The 14,097-nt window shown below is 75.0% G+C and carries 15 protein-coding genes; 4 read left to right on the top strand and 11 right to left on the bottom strand.

Annotated elements, in window-relative coordinates; translation table 11 throughout:
• Positions 1 to 92: 92 nt before the first annotated feature.
• Complete coding sequence (locus FVA95_RS14650; RefSeq protein ID WP_149664730.1) at positions 93 to 1,232, top strand: aromatic acid exporter family protein; 1,140 nt, start codon at positions 93 to 95, stop codon at positions 1,230 to 1,232.
• A 133-nt stretch (positions 1,233 to 1,365) separates the two neighbouring features.
• Positions 1,366 to 2,166, top strand: a complete 801-nt coding sequence (locus FVA95_RS14645) for a GAF and ANTAR domain-containing protein (RefSeq protein WP_149664729.1) — start codon at positions 1,366 to 1,368, stop codon at positions 2,164 to 2,166.
• Here the strand turns inward: FVA95_RS14645 and FVA95_RS14640 are convergent.
• The 3 genes from FVA95_RS14640 to FVA95_RS14630 all read right to left on the bottom strand — a co-directional run bounded on the left by FVA95_RS14640 (position 2,123) and on the right by FVA95_RS14630 (position 5,085).
• Positions 2,123 to 4,474: a cation-translocating P-type ATPase gene (locus FVA95_RS14640; RefSeq protein ID WP_167306421.1), complete on the bottom strand. Its 2,352-nt coding sequence runs from the start codon at positions 4,472 to 4,474 to the stop codon at positions 2,123 to 2,125. The genes FVA95_RS14645 and FVA95_RS14640 overlap by 44 nt on opposite strands.
• A 73-nt stretch (positions 4,475 to 4,547) precedes the next feature.
• Complete coding sequence (locus tag FVA95_RS14635; RefSeq protein WP_149664728.1) at positions 4,548 to 4,751, bottom strand: heavy-metal-associated domain-containing protein; 204 nt, start codon at positions 4,749 to 4,751, stop codon at positions 4,548 to 4,550.
• Positions 4,752 to 4,803: 52 nt separating this feature from the next.
• Positions 4,804 to 5,085, bottom strand: a complete 282-nt coding sequence (locus FVA95_RS14630; protein WP_043278418.1) for a metal-sensitive transcriptional regulator — start codon at positions 5,083 to 5,085, stop codon at positions 4,804 to 4,806.
• Positions 5,086 to 5,160: 75 nt separating this feature from the next.
• Between FVA95_RS14630 and FVA95_RS14625 the strand changes: the two genes are divergently transcribed.
• Together FVA95_RS14625 and FVA95_RS14620 are read left to right on the top strand one after the other, a co-directional pair.
• Positions 5,161 to 5,622, top strand: a complete 462-nt coding sequence (locus tag FVA95_RS14625; protein WP_149664727.1) for a DUF6153 family protein — start codon at positions 5,161 to 5,163, stop codon at positions 5,620 to 5,622.
• Positions 5,623 to 5,685: 63 nt separating this feature from the next.
• On the top strand, positions 5,686 to 6,252 hold the full coding sequence (locus tag FVA95_RS14620; RefSeq protein ID WP_149664726.1) for a DUF305 domain-containing protein: 567 nt from the start codon (positions 5,686 to 5,688) through the stop codon (positions 6,250 to 6,252).
• Between the two features lie 18 nt (positions 6,253 to 6,270).
• On the opposite strand, the gene FVA95_RS32915 is transcribed toward FVA95_RS14620, so the two are convergent.
• The 8 genes from FVA95_RS32915 to FVA95_RS14580 all read right to left on the bottom strand — a co-directional run bounded on the left by FVA95_RS32915 (position 6,271) and on the right by FVA95_RS14580 (position 14,069).
• Positions 6,271 to 7,158, bottom strand: coding sequence for a hypothetical protein (locus tag FVA95_RS32915; protein ID WP_240051492.1), 888 nt, complete (start codon positions 7,156 to 7,158; stop codon positions 6,271 to 6,273).
• Positions 7,159 to 7,379: 221 nt separating this feature from the next.
• The gene (locus tag FVA95_RS14610) at positions 7,380 to 8,570 is read right to left on the bottom strand and encodes an alpha-amylase family glycosyl hydrolase (RefSeq protein ID WP_149664725.1); all 1,191 of its coding nucleotides are present in this window, start codon (positions 8,568 to 8,570) and stop codon (positions 7,380 to 7,382) included.
• A 10-nt stretch (positions 8,571 to 8,580) separates the two neighbouring features.
• Positions 8,581 to 9,759: a CaiB/BaiF CoA-transferase family protein gene (locus FVA95_RS14605; RefSeq protein WP_149664724.1), complete on the bottom strand. Its 1,179-nt coding sequence runs from the start codon at positions 9,757 to 9,759 to the stop codon at positions 8,581 to 8,583.
• A gap of 97 nt (positions 9,760 to 9,856) precedes the next feature.
• Positions 9,857 to 10,459 (bottom strand): phosphoribosylanthranilate isomerase, encoded by a 603-nt coding sequence (locus tag FVA95_RS14600; protein ID WP_149664723.1) that lies wholly within the window; start codon positions 10,457 to 10,459, stop codon positions 9,857 to 9,859.
• 64 nt (positions 10,460 to 10,523) lie between these two features.
• Positions 10,524 to 11,456 (bottom strand): PDR/VanB family oxidoreductase, encoded by a 933-nt coding sequence (locus FVA95_RS14595; RefSeq protein ID WP_149664722.1) that lies wholly within the window; start codon positions 11,454 to 11,456, stop codon positions 10,524 to 10,526.
• The gene (locus FVA95_RS14590) at positions 11,453 to 11,680 is read right to left on the bottom strand and encodes a hypothetical protein (RefSeq protein ID WP_020622247.1); all 228 of its coding nucleotides are present in this window, start codon (positions 11,678 to 11,680) and stop codon (positions 11,453 to 11,455) included. Before FVA95_RS14590 ends, FVA95_RS14595 begins: the two co-directional genes overlap by 4 nt.
• Positions 11,677 to 12,729 carry an aromatic ring-hydroxylating dioxygenase subunit alpha gene (locus FVA95_RS14585; RefSeq protein WP_149664721.1) on the bottom strand — a complete coding sequence of 351 codons (1,053 nt, stop codon included), beginning with the start codon at positions 12,727 to 12,729 and terminating at the stop codon, positions 11,677 to 11,679. Before FVA95_RS14585 ends, FVA95_RS14590 begins: the two co-directional genes overlap by 4 nt.
• Positions 12,726 to 14,069, bottom strand: a complete 1,344-nt coding sequence (locus FVA95_RS14580) for an MFS transporter (protein WP_149664720.1) — start codon at positions 14,067 to 14,069, stop codon at positions 12,726 to 12,728. The genes FVA95_RS14585 and FVA95_RS14580 overlap by 4 nt, the downstream gene beginning before the upstream one ends.
• Positions 14,070 to 14,097: the final 28 nt, after the last annotated feature.

The raw sequence follows: 14,097 nt of genomic DNA, 5'->3' as shown, positions 1-14,097 counted from the left end.
GCGTTCCCCGCGGCCGACGGGTGGTCGGGGCCCTCGCGGTCGAACAGCCGGCCCGGCTTCCCACACCACCTGCACGACCGACGGAGCCGTCGTTGATCCCGCACCACCCGAACTCCCCGGCCTCCCTGTTCACCGAGGGGCTGCGCCACCGCATGCGACTGGCCTGGCGGGCCGGCGCCGCGGCCGGCGCGGCCTGGTACCTCGCCACCCTCGTCCCCGGTGTGCTCGGCCAGTACCCCTACTACGCGCCGCTCGGTGCCCTGCTCGTCTGCTACCCGACCGTCTTCGACTCGCTGCGCCAGAGCTTGTACGCGGTGCTGGCCTCCGGCATCGGCGTCGGTCTCGGCGCCGCCGCGCTGCACCTGGGCGGGGCCCGGTGGTGGGCGGTGGCCGTCGCGGTCCTGGCCGGGATCGCGGTCGGCGCGGTGCCGGTGCTGGCCGCGGCGCGGGACCTGATCCCCACGGCCGCGCTGTTCACCATCCTCGTCGGGGCCGCCGACCCGTCCGGGTTCATGGCCGGCTACCTCGGCCAGACCCTGCTCGGTGTGCTGGTCGGGATCGCGGTCACCCTGGCCCTGCCACCTCCGCCGCAGAACGCCCGCGCGCACCGTGTGGTGACGCGGCTGCGCGACGGCATCGCCGACCACCTGCAGGAGATGGCGGAGGTCCTGGCCGAGCAGTGGCCGCCCGAGCGCGAGGAGTGGACACGCCACCGCCACGACTTCGAGCCGCTGATCGACGCGACGCGGGAGGCGGTCCGCTCCGCCGACGCGGGCCGGCGCGCCAACCTGCGGGCACGCGCCTACCGGACCCGCGGACAGCAGCTCTACGAGGCCGCGCAGACCCTGGAACAGCTCGCGGTGCTCGTCCGCGACATCAGCACGGTCCTGGCCCAGACGGCGTGGGCCGAGCGCACCGTCCTCGTCCTCGACCCGGAGCTGCGCACTCCGGTCGCGGAGGCGATGGCGGACCTGGCCACCGCGATCCGGTCGGCGGAGCTGCCACACCTGACCCGCGGTCCCGCCTCCGCGGGGCTCGACGGGCACCGCCGCCACCTGGCCGCCGCCCGCGAGGCGCTGGACCGCGTCACCGACCGGCTCGACTCGCAGCGCGCGGGCTGGGAGGACAGCCTCGCCGCGTCGGGGATCGTGCTGCACCTGCGGCGGTGCCTGGACCACCTGCACGCCGGCCCGGCCGACCGCAGCCCGGATCTGCATCCGGCCGGCCGATGACGTGTGGGCGGCTGCCGACCGGGTACGCCAGGACCATGCCGGCACTCGTACCCGGGGCGTACGCCGGCCCAGGTCCTGTCGGTTGAGATCCTGCAGCCGGCGGGGCCGCCCCCCGGACACCGAGGAGCGGCAGATGACGGCACGGCGGTCGCCCTGGACCGACGAGCTGTCACAGCGGCCCTCCGGGGAGTTCCGTGCCGACGCCGACGCCGCCCGCGCCCCCGAGGAGCTGGCCGGCGTCATGGCCGGGCTGTCCCGCCACTTCTACCGTGCCCAGGACGCCACCGACGCCTGCGAGCGTGTGCTCGAGGCCTGCACCGGCCTCGTGGAGGGCTGCACCCACGCGACCCTCACCCTCACCACGGGTGGCCGGATCGTCACCCCGGCGAGCACCGGCCCGTCCGCGCAGATCCTCGACGACCTGCAGCGTGAGCTGGGTGAGGGTCCGTGCCTGCAGGCGATCCGCGCCGACCGCAACGTCGTGTCGGCGGATCTGGACCACGACCCGCGCTGGCCCCGCTTCGGCCCGGCCGCCGCGCGCCGGGGGATCGGCTCGGTGGTGGCGTCGCGGCTGTTCACCGACGACCGCACCACCGGCGCCCTGAACGTCTTCGGCGCCGCCGGTGCGTTCGACACCGCCGCGCAGGACCGGATCGCGGTGCTGGCCGCGCACGCCGCCGTCGCCATCGACGCCGCACGCACGCGGGAGAACCTGCACGAGGCCGTCCGGAGCAGGCAGGTGATCGGCGAGGCGATCGGCATCCTGCGGGAGCGCTACGGGATCACCTCGGAGCAGGCCTTCGACCGGCTCACCCGTGCCTCGCAGCACCTCAACATCAAGCTCCGCTCGATCGCCGAGCACCTGGCCCGCGACCCCGCGGCCGGTGGGGTCAGACCGCCAGCGGACGGAACCGGCGCAGCCGCAGACTGTTGAGCACCACGCACACCGAGCTGAACGCCATCGCCGCACCCGCGATCATCGGGTTGAGCAGCCCGAACGCGGCCAGCGGGATCGCGGCCGTGTTGTAGGCGAACGCCCAGAACAGGTTGCCCCGGATCGTGCCCAGCGTGCGCCGGGACAGCCGGACGGCGTCGGCCGCGGCCCGCAGGTCGCCCCGGACCAGGGTGATGTCCGACGCCTCGATCGCCACGTCGGTGCCGGTGCCCATGGACAGGCCCAGGTCGGCCCGGGCCAGCGCGGCCGCGTCGTTCACCCCGTCGCCGACCATCGCGACGACCCGGCCCTGCTCCTGCAGCCGCGTCACCACGGCGAGCTTGTCCGCGGGCAGCACGTCGGCGACGACGGTCTCCGGGCCGGGCTCGATGCCGACCTCACGGGCGACGGTCTCGGCGACGGCCCGGTTGTCCCCGGTGAGCAGCACCGGGCGCAGCCCGAGCCTGCGGAACTCCGCGATCGCCTCCGCCGACGTCGGCTTCACGGTGTCGGCGACGACGAGCACGGCGCGGGCGGCCCCGTCCCAGGCGACGGCGACCGTCGTGCGGCCCCGTGCGGCCTCGTCCGCGGCGACCGCGGCGAGATCGTCGGACAGCGGGACCGACCACTGCTCGAGCAGCCGCGGGCGGCCGACGAGCACGGCGTGACCGTCGACGACGCCCTGCACGCCGAGACCCTCGTGGTTGGTGAAGTCGGAGACGGCGGGCAGGTCACCGACCCGCTCGGTGGCCGCCCCGGCGATCGCGGCGGCCACCGGGTGCTCCGAGGCGCGCTCCAGCGCACCGGCGAGGCGCAGCACGGTCGCCTCGTCGGTGTCGTCGGCGGTGTGCACACCGGTCAGCGCCATGGTGCCGGTGGTGACGGTGCCGGTCTTGTCGAGCACGACGGTGTCGACCCGGCGCGTGGACTCCAGGATCTCCGGGCCCTTGATCAGGATGCCGGTCTGGGCGCCGCGTCCGGTGCCGACGAGCAGCGCGGTCGGTGTGGCCAGCCCGAGCGCGCACGGGCAGGCGATGATCAGCACGGCGACCGCCGCGGTGAACGCGGTCGAGGCCGGGGCGCCGGTGAGGATCCAGGCCAGCAGCGTCGCGGCGGCGATCACGGCGACGACCGGCACGAACACCGCGGAGATCCGGTCGGCGAGGCGCTGCACCTCGGCCTTGCCGTTCTGCGCCTCCTCGACCAGCCGCGCCATCTGCGCGAGCGCGGTGTCCGAACCGACCCGGGTGGCCCGCACGACGAGCCGCCCGCCGGAGTTCACGCACCCGCCGACGACGGTGTCACCGGCCCGGACCTCGACCGGCACCGACTCGCCGGTGAGCATCGAGACGTCGACCGCCGACCGGCCGTCGACGACCTCGCCGTCGGTGGCGACCTTCTCCCCGGGGCGCACGACGAACTCCTCGCCCACCGCGAGCTCGTCGACACCGACGCGCACCTCGGCACCGTCGCGGAGCACCGTCACGTCCTTCGCGCCCATCTGCAGCAGCGCGCGCAGCGCGGCGCCGGCCCGGCGCCGGGAGCGGAGCTCGACGTAGCGACCGGCCAGCACGAACGTGACGACCGCGGCGACGACCTCCAGGTAGATGTTCCCGCTGCCGTCGGTGCGCGAGATCGTCAGCTCGAAGGGGTGCACCATGCCGGGCATCCCGGCGGTGCCGAGGAACAGCGCGTAGAGCGACCAGGCGAGCGCGGCCGTCGTCCCCATCGAGACGAGGGTGTCCATCGTGGCGGCGCCGTGACGCAGGTTCGTCCAGGCGGCGCGGTGGAACGGTGCCCCGGCCCAGCCCCACACCGGCAGGGTGAGCAGCAGCGAGACCCACTGCCAGCCGACGAACTGCCACGCGGGCGTCATCGCGAGGACGACGACCGGCACCGACAGCACGACGGCGCCGATCAGCCGGTTCCGCAGGTCGCGCAGGTCGCGCTCGGGATCGAGGTCGGGCTCGGCGCTCGGCGGGGTGGCGGTGTAGCCGGCCGCCTCGACGGTCCCGAGCAGGGTGTCGAGCCCGACGCCGCCGGGGGCGCTGATCCGCGCCTTCTCGGTGGCGTAGTTGACGGTGGCGGTGACGCCGTCGAGCTTGTTGAGCTTGCGCTCGATGCGGTTCGCGCAGGACGCGCAGGTCATGCCACCGACGGCGAGCTCGATCTCGGTGACGGTGCTGTCTGTGCTGCCCGGGCCGGCTGTGCGGTCCGCGCTGCCTGGGCCGCTCTCGGCGACGGTCCCGGTCGCGGCTGCGCGGGGCAGGGCGGTGACGGGTCCGTGGGCCGGGGACGTGTCGCTCATGGTCGGTCCTCCGGGGCGACCCGGCGCGGGTGGCGGTCGCGACCCGCGCCGGGTGGGTGGTCGGGTGGGGTGCTCAGACGAGCTGGTAGCCCGCCTCGCGCACGGCGTCGCGGACGGCGTCGGTGGAGAGCTCGTCGTCGCTGGTGACGGTGACGGCGCCGGTCGGCAGGTCGACGGCCACGTCGGTGACGCCGGCGATCTCGCTGATCTCCTCGGTGACCGAGGCGACGCAGTGCTGGCAGGTCATACCGGTGACGGTGTAGCTGGCAGTGCTCATCGTGCTCTCTCCTGTGCGGGGTTCGGCGCCATCGGGGGCGGCGCCATCGGGGTCAGGATCGGACCAGCCTGGCGATCGCCGCGCTGGCCTCCTGGATCTTCTCCTCGGCGACGGGGCCGCCCTCGGCGGCGGCGTCGGCGACGCAGTGCTTCAGGTGCTCGTCGAGCAGGCCCAGCGCGACGGCCTCCAGGGCCTTGTTGACCGCGGCGACCTGGGTCAGCACGTCGATGCAGTACTTGTCCGACTCGATCATCTTCGTGATGCCGCGGACCTGGCCCTCGATCCGGCGCATCCGCTTGACGTGCGCGTCCTTGGTGTCGGCGTAGCCGGGCATCGCGTCCTCCTCGGGGTCCACCGCGACCATACCCCTAGGGGGTAGTGGTATCCACCCCGCCGGTACGGTCGGGGTGTGACGGACCGGACCCGGCTGCTCGTGCTCGTGCTGCCGGTGCTGCTCGGGCTGCTGGGGATGCACGCGCTCGCGGCGCCATCCGCGCACTCCGGTGTACACGACCGTCCCGCGTTCACCGCGCGCCCCGCCCCGCACTCCGGACTGCACTCCGCCCTGCGTGATGGACCGGCCCGTGCCGCCGCGGTACCGGCGCACCCCGTCCCGGACGGCGCGTCGGCGGGGGCCACGCGTCCCGATCCCCACGGGTCGTCGCACGACGGGGCCGCGCACCTGCTGCACCTGTGCCTTGCCGTGCTCGTGGCCGGGGTCGTCCTGGCCGTGGCCGTGCTGCTGCCCGGGTGGGCGCCGCCGCCGGCGTGGCGGGGGCCGGTCGGCCCGGGGCGCCCGCGGACCGGACCGACCGGCCGCCCGCCCCCGGTCCCACGGCGGCTCGCGCTGCTCTGCGTGTCGCGGACGTGACCGGCCTCCGGCGCGGGAGAGCGCCGGAGCCGCCGAGCACCCACGACACGGGAGTACCGACACATGACACGCACGAACGTGGCGCTCGCCGCCACGGCACTGACCGCTGCCCTCGTCCTGACCGGCTGTGCCGGCGGAGCCGCGTCCGCCCCGCCGGCCGCGTCGTCGAGCAGCGCCGACGTCGCCTTCGCCCAGAACATGATCCCGCACCACGAGCAGGCGGTCGCGATGGCACGGCTCGCCGACGGCCGCGCCGGGGCCCGGGTGGGCGCCCTCGCCGACCGGATCGAGACCGCCCAGGGCCCGGAGATCGCGCAGCTCCAGGGACTCCTGGCCGAGTGGGACGCCGCGCCCGCGGCGGACCACCACGCCGGCCACGGTGGCCCTGCCGGGATGGCCGGAATGACCGGGATGATGTCCGACGAGCAGATGGCCGGGTTGGAACGCGCGTCCGGCGCCGCGTTCGACCGGTCGTTCCTCGAGATGATGATCGACCACCACGAGGGTGCGGTGACCATGGCCCGCACGGAGCTCGACGCCGGGGTGGACCCGCGGGCACGGGAGCTGGCGCAGCGGATCGCCGACACGCAGCAGGCGGAGATCGCGGAGATGCGGGCGCTGCTGGGCTGAGCGATCATCGTCGCGGCGTCAGCTGAACGAGATGTGCACGTGGTCCATGTGGTTCGCCGTCGCCCCGCCCCGGTCCTCCTGGGTCGTCCAGCCGCTGCCGGTGTCGATGCGCTGCCGCCAGATGATGTAGGAGATCCCGAGTTCGTCCCGGTTCTGCTGGGCGTAGGCGGCGAGCCGGTCGCCCGTCGCCCGGTCGACCATGAAGTCCAGGGCCTTGCCGCTCGGGTGGTCGGAGGCGTTGCCGCGGCTGCCGATGCCCAGCACGGAGTCGACGCCGAACAGGCAGCGCAGCTTCTCCCCGGCCCTCGCCACGTTCGCGGCGACGCCCTCCATGCCCGCGGTGCCCAGGGCACACGTGGTGGAGCCGGTCGGGCCGCCGGCCGAGGGTGCGTCGGCGGTCCCGGCGGAGGAGCGCGCGGAGTCGGCTGCGCGGGCGGCCGCCTCCCGTACCTCGCGGGCGGCGGCCCGGGCGCGCTCGCGCGCCTCGTCGCGGGCGGTCACCGCGGAGCCGACCGCACCGTTCGCGGCGCCGACGATCGCGTCGACGTCGACCGGGGGCGGCGGCTCGGCCAGCGACCGCGCCGTCCCGGAGTGTGCCGACGGCGCCGCGGCGGCCGCGTCGGTCAGCGATGCGTCCGCGGCCGGGGAGCTGAACGCCTGCAGCGCGAGGTCGTCGACCCGGGGGAGCCCGCCGCCGGTCGCGGCGTGCGCGGCGACGAGCCCGCCGCCCGCGAGCGCGGAGGTGAGGACCTGCAGGGTGCGGGCCCGGCCCGCGCGACGGTGCCTCCCGCCCCGCTCCGGGCCGACGTCACGGGTGACGACGGTCGTCGACGGCAACGGTCGGCTCGGGTCGGTCCGGCTCGGGGAGCGCCGGGCCGCCACGGAGCCGGGGATGTTCCTCGGCACGCAGGGCGTCCTTCCTCGTCGGAGACGGCTGCGCCCGGATGCCTGGGGAGCGGGGCGCGCGGGTCCTGCTGGGGATCAGGACCGTGACCGTTCCGTGATCGACCGTACGGACCGGGTTGCCGCCGCGGGGTCGGTCCGCGACCACCGGCCGTCGCGGTGCTGCGAGTGGCGGGCGGCTCGGCCGGAAGGATCAACGGCGATCCGTCGGTTGCCGAGGCGGGTCAGGCGTCCTGGACGTCCCAGGTGCCGGCGGCGTAGTCGAGGGTGACCCGCAGCGCTCCGCCGTCCCCGTGGCTGAGGTAGACCAGCCGGTCGTCGGTGGCCTCCTGGACCTCGGTCCGTGCGTCGTACAGCCAGGGGTGGCGCCGGCGCAGCCCGATCAGCTCCTGGTGCACCGCGAGGACGTGCGGGTCGGCGCCGTCGGGGAACGACCCGTCGGCGGGGAACTCGGGGCGGACCGCGTCGTCGCCGCCTGCCCGCTCCTCCTTGACGCCGGTCAGGCCGAGCTCGTCGCCGGCGTAGACCGAGGGGGTGCCACCGACGGTGCACAGCACGGCCACGGCCAGCTCGATGTGGCGGCGGTCGTGCAGCTGCGATGCGAGCCGGGTGACGTCGTGGTTGCCGAGGAAGGTGTTCGGCACCGCGGCGGCGACGAACCGGTCGTGGCGCTGCAGCGCCCACGCCAGCTCGTGCGGGTTGCCGTCGTTGAGGCTCGACCAGACCGCCTTCCACAGCTCGTACTGGGTGAGCGCGTCGATCGTGGTGGCGGCGGTGACCGCGTCGTGCTCGCCGTGGATCACCTCGCCGAGGAACCAGGCGCCCGGGTGACGTGCGCGGACACGGGGGAGCACGTCGGCCCAGAAGTCGTCGGGGACGGTGTACGCGGCGTCGAGCCGCCACCCGTCGGCGCCGCGGTCGAGCCAGTGGCAGAGCACGTCCACGACGTGGTCGCGCACCGCGGGGTTGTCGTGGTCGAGCGTGTGCAGGCCGGGGTGGCCCTCGAAGACGGCGATCTCCCCGTCGTCGGTGTGCCGGAACCAGGCGTCGTCCGGCCCGCCGGGGTGGGCGCGGGCGGCGAGCAGCCGCGGGTGCTCGGGCCCGACGTGGTTGAACACGCCGTCGAGCAGGATCCGCAGGCCGCGCCCCTTCGCCTCGGCGACGAGCGCGTCGAAGTCGGCGCCCGAGCCCAGACGCGGGTCGATCCGGAGGTGGTCGGTGGTGTCGTAGCCGTGGGTGGCCGAGGCGAACACCGGGCCGAGCAGCAGTCCGTTCGCCCCCAGCGCGACCGCGTGGTCGAGCCAGCCGATGATCCGCCGCAGCGAGTGGTCCGCCCCGTCGCCGCGGTCGGGGTGGGCCCCGGTGAACCCCAGCGGGTACACGTGCCACCAGATCGCGTGCCGTACCCAGTCCATCCGCGCGACCCTAGTCGTCGAACGGGTCCTCGGCCCGGCGCCCGTCGAGCCAGGCGAGGACGGCCTCGGTGTGCTCGCCGACGGCCGGGACCGGGTCCATCCGTGCCCGCCGCCCGGCGACGGTGATCGGCGGCTGCAGCGCCCGCAGCGGCCCGACCGGGCTACCGACCTCGGTCCACCGGTCCCGCGCGGCGAGCTGCGGGTGCTCCAGCACCTCGCCGACCTCTCGCTGCCGGGCGTGCGCGATCCGCGCCGCCACTAGCCGCGCGACGAGCTCGTCGCCGGTCAGGCCGGTCAGCACGGTGTCGATCTCGGCGTGCAGGGCGGGGCGGTTCTCCACCCGGGCCCGGCCACTGGAGAACCGCGGGTCGGTCGCGACCTCCGGGCGGCGCAGCACGACCTCGCAGAACGTCACCCACTCGCGCTCGTTCTGGATCGAGAGGACGACGTCGGTGCCGTCCCCGGCGGAGAACGTGCCGTACGGGGCGATCGCGGCGTGGCTGGTGCCGGTCCGCCGCGGGGCGGTGCCGCCGTAGCCGGCGTAGTAGAGCGGGTAGCCCATCCACTCCACCAGCGAGTCGAACAGGCTGACCTCCAGGTCGGTGCCCAGCCCGGTGCGTTCCCGCTCGTAGAGCGCGGACAGGATGCCGGAGAAGGCGTACATGCCGGCGCCGATGTCGGCGGCCGGGATGCCGCTCTTGGCGGGGGCGTCCTCGGTGCCGGTGATCGAGACGAGCCCGGCCTCGGACTGGATGAGCAGGTCGTAGGCCTTCGCGTCGCGGTACGGGCCGGAGCTGCCGTAGCCGGAGATCGAGCAGGTCACCAGCCGGGGGTACCGCTCGCGCAGGGGGCCGGCGCCGAGCCCGAGCCGCTCGGCGGCGCCCGGGGCGAAGTTCTGCACGAACACGTCGGCCCGCTCCAGCAGCCGCGCCATCGTGGCGCGGCCGTCCTCGGACTTCAGGTCGAGGGTGACCGACTCCTTGGACCGGTTGAGCCACACGAAGTGGCTGGACATGCCGTGGACGGTCTCGTCGTAGTCGCGGGCGAAGTCGCCGGAGCCCTCGCGTTCGATCTTGATGACGCGGGCGCCGAGGTCGGCGAGGTGCCGGGTCGCCAGCGGCGCGGCGACGGCCTGCTCGCAGGAGACGACGAGCAGGCCCTCCAGCGGGAGCAGTGCGTCCGTGGCCATGACGGCTCCTCGGCGTAGAGACGATGCCTGGTCCCCCGGATCATGCACGACCCCGACCGACGACGCCCCGCCCGGCCGTCGTGGGCCCGGCCGGGGGTCAGCCGGCGTCGCGGGCGGCGGCGACGAAGTCGCGGATGCGCCCGTGGTCCTTCACCCCGCGGGCGGACTCGACGCCGCTGGAGACGTCGACGCCCCAGGGCCGCACCCGGCGCACCGCCTGTCCGACCGTGCCGGGGTCCAGGCCGCCCGCGAGCAGCCAGCGCCCGTCCGGCTTCGGGTCGAGTGCCTCGGCGTCCCACCGCTCGCCGGACCCGGCGACGGGGGAGTCGAGCAGCAGGACGTCCTCGCCGTGCAGGCCGACGGTGAGGTCCGGGTCGTCCGCGAGCGAGGTGGCCCGCCACAGGGTCACCGGGTGCCGCCCGGCGACGGCGAAGTCCCCGGCGGTGTAGCGGCCGTGCAGCTGCAGCACATCGGCGTCGGCGTCGGCGGTCACCGCGGCGGCCTCGCCCGCGGGCAGGTCGGCGACCACGACCACCGACCGCACCCCGTCCGGCACCCGCGCGACGAGTGCGGCCAGCCCGGCCGGGTCGACGTGGCGGGGGCTCGGCGGGTACACGACGAACCCGACCGCGTCGGCGCCGGCGGCCACGGCCGCGTCGACGTCGGCCGGGGTGGACAACCCGCACACCTTCACGAACACGGGGTCGACCCTACGTGGCACGGCCGCGCTGCTCGGCGCGCCGGGGAGGAGGCCGGCGGATCCGTTACAGGTCCAGCACGAGCCGCGGGGACCGCGAGCGGGACACGCAGACCATCATCACCTCGCCCGCCGCGCGCTCGTCGTCGGAGAGCAGCGAGTCACGGTGGTCGGGCTCGCCGTCCAGCACCCCGGTCTCGCAGGTGCCGCAGGTCCCCTCCCGGCACGAGGACAGCATCGTGATCCCGGCGCCCTCGAGCGCGTCGAGGATCGAGCAGCCTGCCGGGATCTCGACCACCCGGCCGGACCCGGCGAGCTGCACCTCGAACCCGTCCTGCGGCCCGTCGAGCGCGCCGTCGGCGGGGGCGAACCGTTCGAGGTGGACGTCGAGGCCGAGCCGGTCGCCGAGCTCGGAGACGGCGTCGAGCAGGCCGCCGGGACCGCAGCAGTAGACCGGCCGGTCCCCGGCCGCCCCGAGCACGGCGGCGAGGTCGGGCGGCCCGTCCTCGTCCTGCGGCACCAGGACCACGCGGTCGGGGTACCGCTCGGCGAGCTCGGTGAAGGCCATCGACGCCCGGCTGCGGCCGCCGTAGACGAGCCGCCAGTCCGCTCCCGCAGCCTGTGCCGCCGCGACCATCGGGACGATCGGGGTGATCCCGATGCCCCCGGCGACGAACAGGTAGTCGGGCGCGTCGACGAGCCCGAAGTGGTTACGGGGGCCGTCCACGTCGACGGTGTCGCCCTCGGCGAGGACGTCGTGGACGTGCGCGGACCCGCCGCGACCGTCGACCTCCCGCAGCACCGCGACGCGGTAGACCGACCGTTCCCCGGGATCGCCGCAGAGCGAGTACTGCCGGACCAGGTCCGGCCCGATCCGCAGGTCGATGTGCGCGCCCGGCTCCCAGGCCGGCAGGTCCGCACCGGACGGGTCGCGCAGGGTCAGCAGCACCACGCCGTCGGCGGCGGCCTCCTTCTTCTCCACCACGAGGGGGGTGCTCATCGCGTCGCCCCTTCCAACTCCCGCCGGGCGGACGGCGGCCCGGGCAGCGGGTCGTGGCCGTCGGGGTGGGCGAGCAGCCACTCCCACAGCGGGACGGGGTCGTCGAAGACGCGTTCGGCGCCGCAGTGGCACACCGCGCGTTGCAGATCGGTGCCCAGCACCCAGTGGATGCGCTGCACGCGGCGCCCGTGCAACACCGGGGGCGCCTCGGGGATGTCGCTCACCGGACGGTCGCCGCCTGCGGTGCCGAGGCCATCCTGGCCAGCATCCGGCGGGCGGCGAGCCCACCGGTGTCGATGTTGACCGACAGCTCCTGGTAGCCGGGCGGCTCGGTCGCGACGACCTTCTCCAGCACGTCGAGGGCTTCGACGTCCTGCAGCACCACGGTGCGGTTCTGCTCGGCCAGGAACGCCGAGACCTCGACGTCGCCCGGGGCGAAGTCGCGCGCGACCATCCAGAAGTCGTGCGTGGAGTGCTCGGTCTCCGGTGTGATCGCGTAGACGACCTCGACGTGGAAGGCGTCCGGGTCGGAGCCGTCCGGGTTCGGGACGGTGCCGACCGGCGCGATCCGGGAGTGCAGCTTGTACAGGCACGGCGGGGTGTACTCGATGTCCTGCCAGCGGGAGATCCGCCCGGACAGGCCGGTGGAGCGCTCGTAGAACGGCGGGCACTCGGCGTCGGCCATGTGCCGGGAGACGTGGACGATGCCCGCGTCCTCGTCGACCTCGGTCGAGATCGGGGTGGCCGCGACCTCGGGGGTGCCGATGTAGCCGCCGTGCAGGTAGGTCTCGTGCGACAGGTCGAGCAGGTTGTCCACCAGCAGCGAGAACCGCGCCGCGAGGGGTTCCATGCCGCGCACCGTGGTCCACGCGTCGTCGTCGAGGTAGGTCGCGCGCGGGATGCGGGTCGCGTCGGCGCGCTCCGGGGCGCCGATCCAGACCCAGATCAGCGAGTCCTGCTCGACGACCGGGTAGGCCGCCAGGCGGGCCGTGCGCGGCACCCGCTTCTGGCCCGGCACCGCGACGCACGCGCCGTCGGCGCCGTAGGTGAAGCCGTGGTAGCCGCAGACGACGGTGTCGCCGACGAGTCGGCTCGGGGCCTGGGACAGCGGGAACCGGCGGTGCACGCAGCGGTCGGCGTGCGCGGTGACCTGGCCGGCCTCGGTGCGCCAGAACAGGATCGGCTCGTCGCAGATCGTGCGGCCGAACAGCTCACGCCCGATCTCGGCGGAGTAGGCGGCGACGTACCACTGGTCGCGGGGGATCGAGCTCATGCGGGGACTCCCTGGGTGGTGGGGGCGCCGGATCGGCGGAGCAGCAGGACGAGGACGGCCGCGCCGACGAACACCGCGGCGAAGAGCAGGTAGAGCGACTGCGGGGTGGCGCCGCCGTCGAGCAGCGCCCCGGCCAGGGTCGGCGCGAGGATCGCCCCGGACCGGCCGACCGCGAGTGCGGTGCCGACGCCGGTGGTGCGCACGTCGGCGCCGTAGGAGGTCGGTGCCATCGCGTACAGCCCGGCGACGCAGCCGTTGACGAACAGCCCGACCAGTGCGGCGACGACGAACGCCACCGCGAGCGAGGAGGTGCTGGCGATGAACACGGCGAGCAGCACCGCGGTGGCCAGCAGGTACCCGGCGAGCACGTGCCGCAGCGCGAACCGGGCGGCGAGCAGGCCGAGCCCGGCGGCGCCGAAGATGCCGCCGACGTTGAGCAGGGTGCCGCCCGCGATGCCCGCGTCCGGAGAGAGCCCGGCCTCGACGAGCAGCGTCGGCGTCCAGCTGGTGACGAAGTAGAACCCGGCCATCACGCAGAAGAAGCTGATCCAGAGCAGCACCGTGGTGCGGCGCAGCGCGGGGCGCAGCAGCGCGCCGTACCCGGCTGCGACACCGGTGCGCACCGGAGCGTCCCCGGGGAGCGCGGGCAGCGCCGCGTGCCCCATGCGGGCCAGCAGCACGTTGACCCGCTCCAGCGCCCCGGCCGGGCGACGCACGAGCAGGAAGTCCAGCGACTCCGGCAGCCGCCACCAGACCAGCGGGACCGCCGCCAGGGTGGCCAGACCCCCGACGAGGAACACCGACCGCCAGCCGAGCTGCCCGATCAGCGTGGCGGCGAGCACGCCGCCGAGGACGGCCCCGATCGCGTAGCCGGTGGAGTTCAGGCTGACCGCGAGCCCCCGCCAGCGGGCCGAGGCGTACTCGGCGGCGACGACGTTGCTGGTGGCGAGGATGCCGCCGACACCGAGCCCGGTGACCAGCCGCAGCGCGCCGAGCTGACCGGGGGACTGCGCCGCGGACGAGGCCAGCATCGCCAGCCCCGCGACGACCAGGCAGCCCAGCACGATCGGTCGTCGCCCGATGCGGTCGGCCCACGGTCCGATGAGGACCGAACCGGCGGCCATGCCGACCAGGCCCGCGGACAGGAGCAGGCCGAGCTGGCTGCCGGACAGGCCCCACTCGGTGGCGACCGAACGGCCGGTGAAGGCCATGACCAGGACGTCGAAGCCGTCCAGGACGTTGAGCAGGACGCACGCCGCGACCGCGCCCCACTGGTAGCGGGACATGGGGGCGTCGTCGAGCAGGCGGCGGACGGTGTCCGTCGCGGGTGGTGGGGGCATGGTGGACTCCGTCGTCTCCGCGCGGTGG

The sequence above is a fragment of the Pseudonocardia sp. EV170527-09 genome, from assembly GCF_008369905.1.
Taxonomy (GTDB): Bacteria; Actinomycetota; Actinomycetes; order Mycobacteriales; family Pseudonocardiaceae; genus Pseudonocardia.
Note: the sequence above shows the minus strand (reverse complement) of the source record. Positions and strands in the feature narration are given on the sequence as shown.

What these genes read in the sequence shown, in the direction of transcription:
- FVA95_RS14620 (WP_149664726.1), top strand. Translation starts at nt 5,686, where the DNA reads ATGACACGCACGAACGTGGCGCTCGCCGCCACGGCACTGACCGCTGCC.
- FVA95_RS14645 (WP_149664729.1), top strand. Translation starts at nt 1,366, where the DNA reads ATGACGGCACGGCGGTCGCCCTGGACCGACGAGCTGTCACAGCGGCCC.
- FVA95_RS14635 (WP_149664728.1), bottom strand. Translation starts at nt 4,751, where the DNA reads ATGAGCACTGCCAGCTACACCGTCACCGGTATGACCTGCCAGCACTGC.
- FVA95_RS14585 (WP_149664721.1), bottom strand. Translation starts at nt 12,729, where the DNA reads ATGAGCTCGATCCCCCGCGACCAGTGGTACGTCGCCGCCTACTCCGCC.
- FVA95_RS14580 (WP_149664720.1), bottom strand. Translation starts at nt 14,069, where the DNA reads ATGCCCCCACCACCCGCGACGGACACCGTCCGCCGCCTGCTCGACGAC.
- FVA95_RS14595 (WP_149664722.1), bottom strand. Translation starts at nt 11,456, where the DNA reads ATGAGCACCCCCCTCGTGGTGGAGAAGAAGGAGGCCGCCGCCGACGGC.
- FVA95_RS14640 (WP_167306421.1), bottom strand. Translation starts at nt 4,474, where the DNA reads ATGAGCGACACGTCCCCGGCCCACGGACCCGTCACCGCCCTGCCCCGC.
- FVA95_RS14605 (WP_149664724.1), bottom strand. Translation starts at nt 9,759, where the DNA reads ATGGCCACGGACGCACTGCTCCCGCTGGAGGGCCTGCTCGTCGTCTCC.
- FVA95_RS14630 (WP_043278418.1), bottom strand. Translation starts at nt 5,085, where the DNA reads ATGCCCGGCTACGCCGACACCAAGGACGCGCACGTCAAGCGGATGCGC.
- FVA95_RS14610 (WP_149664725.1), bottom strand. Translation starts at nt 8,570, where the DNA reads ATGGACTGGGTACGGCACGCGATCTGGTGGCACGTGTACCCGCTGGGG.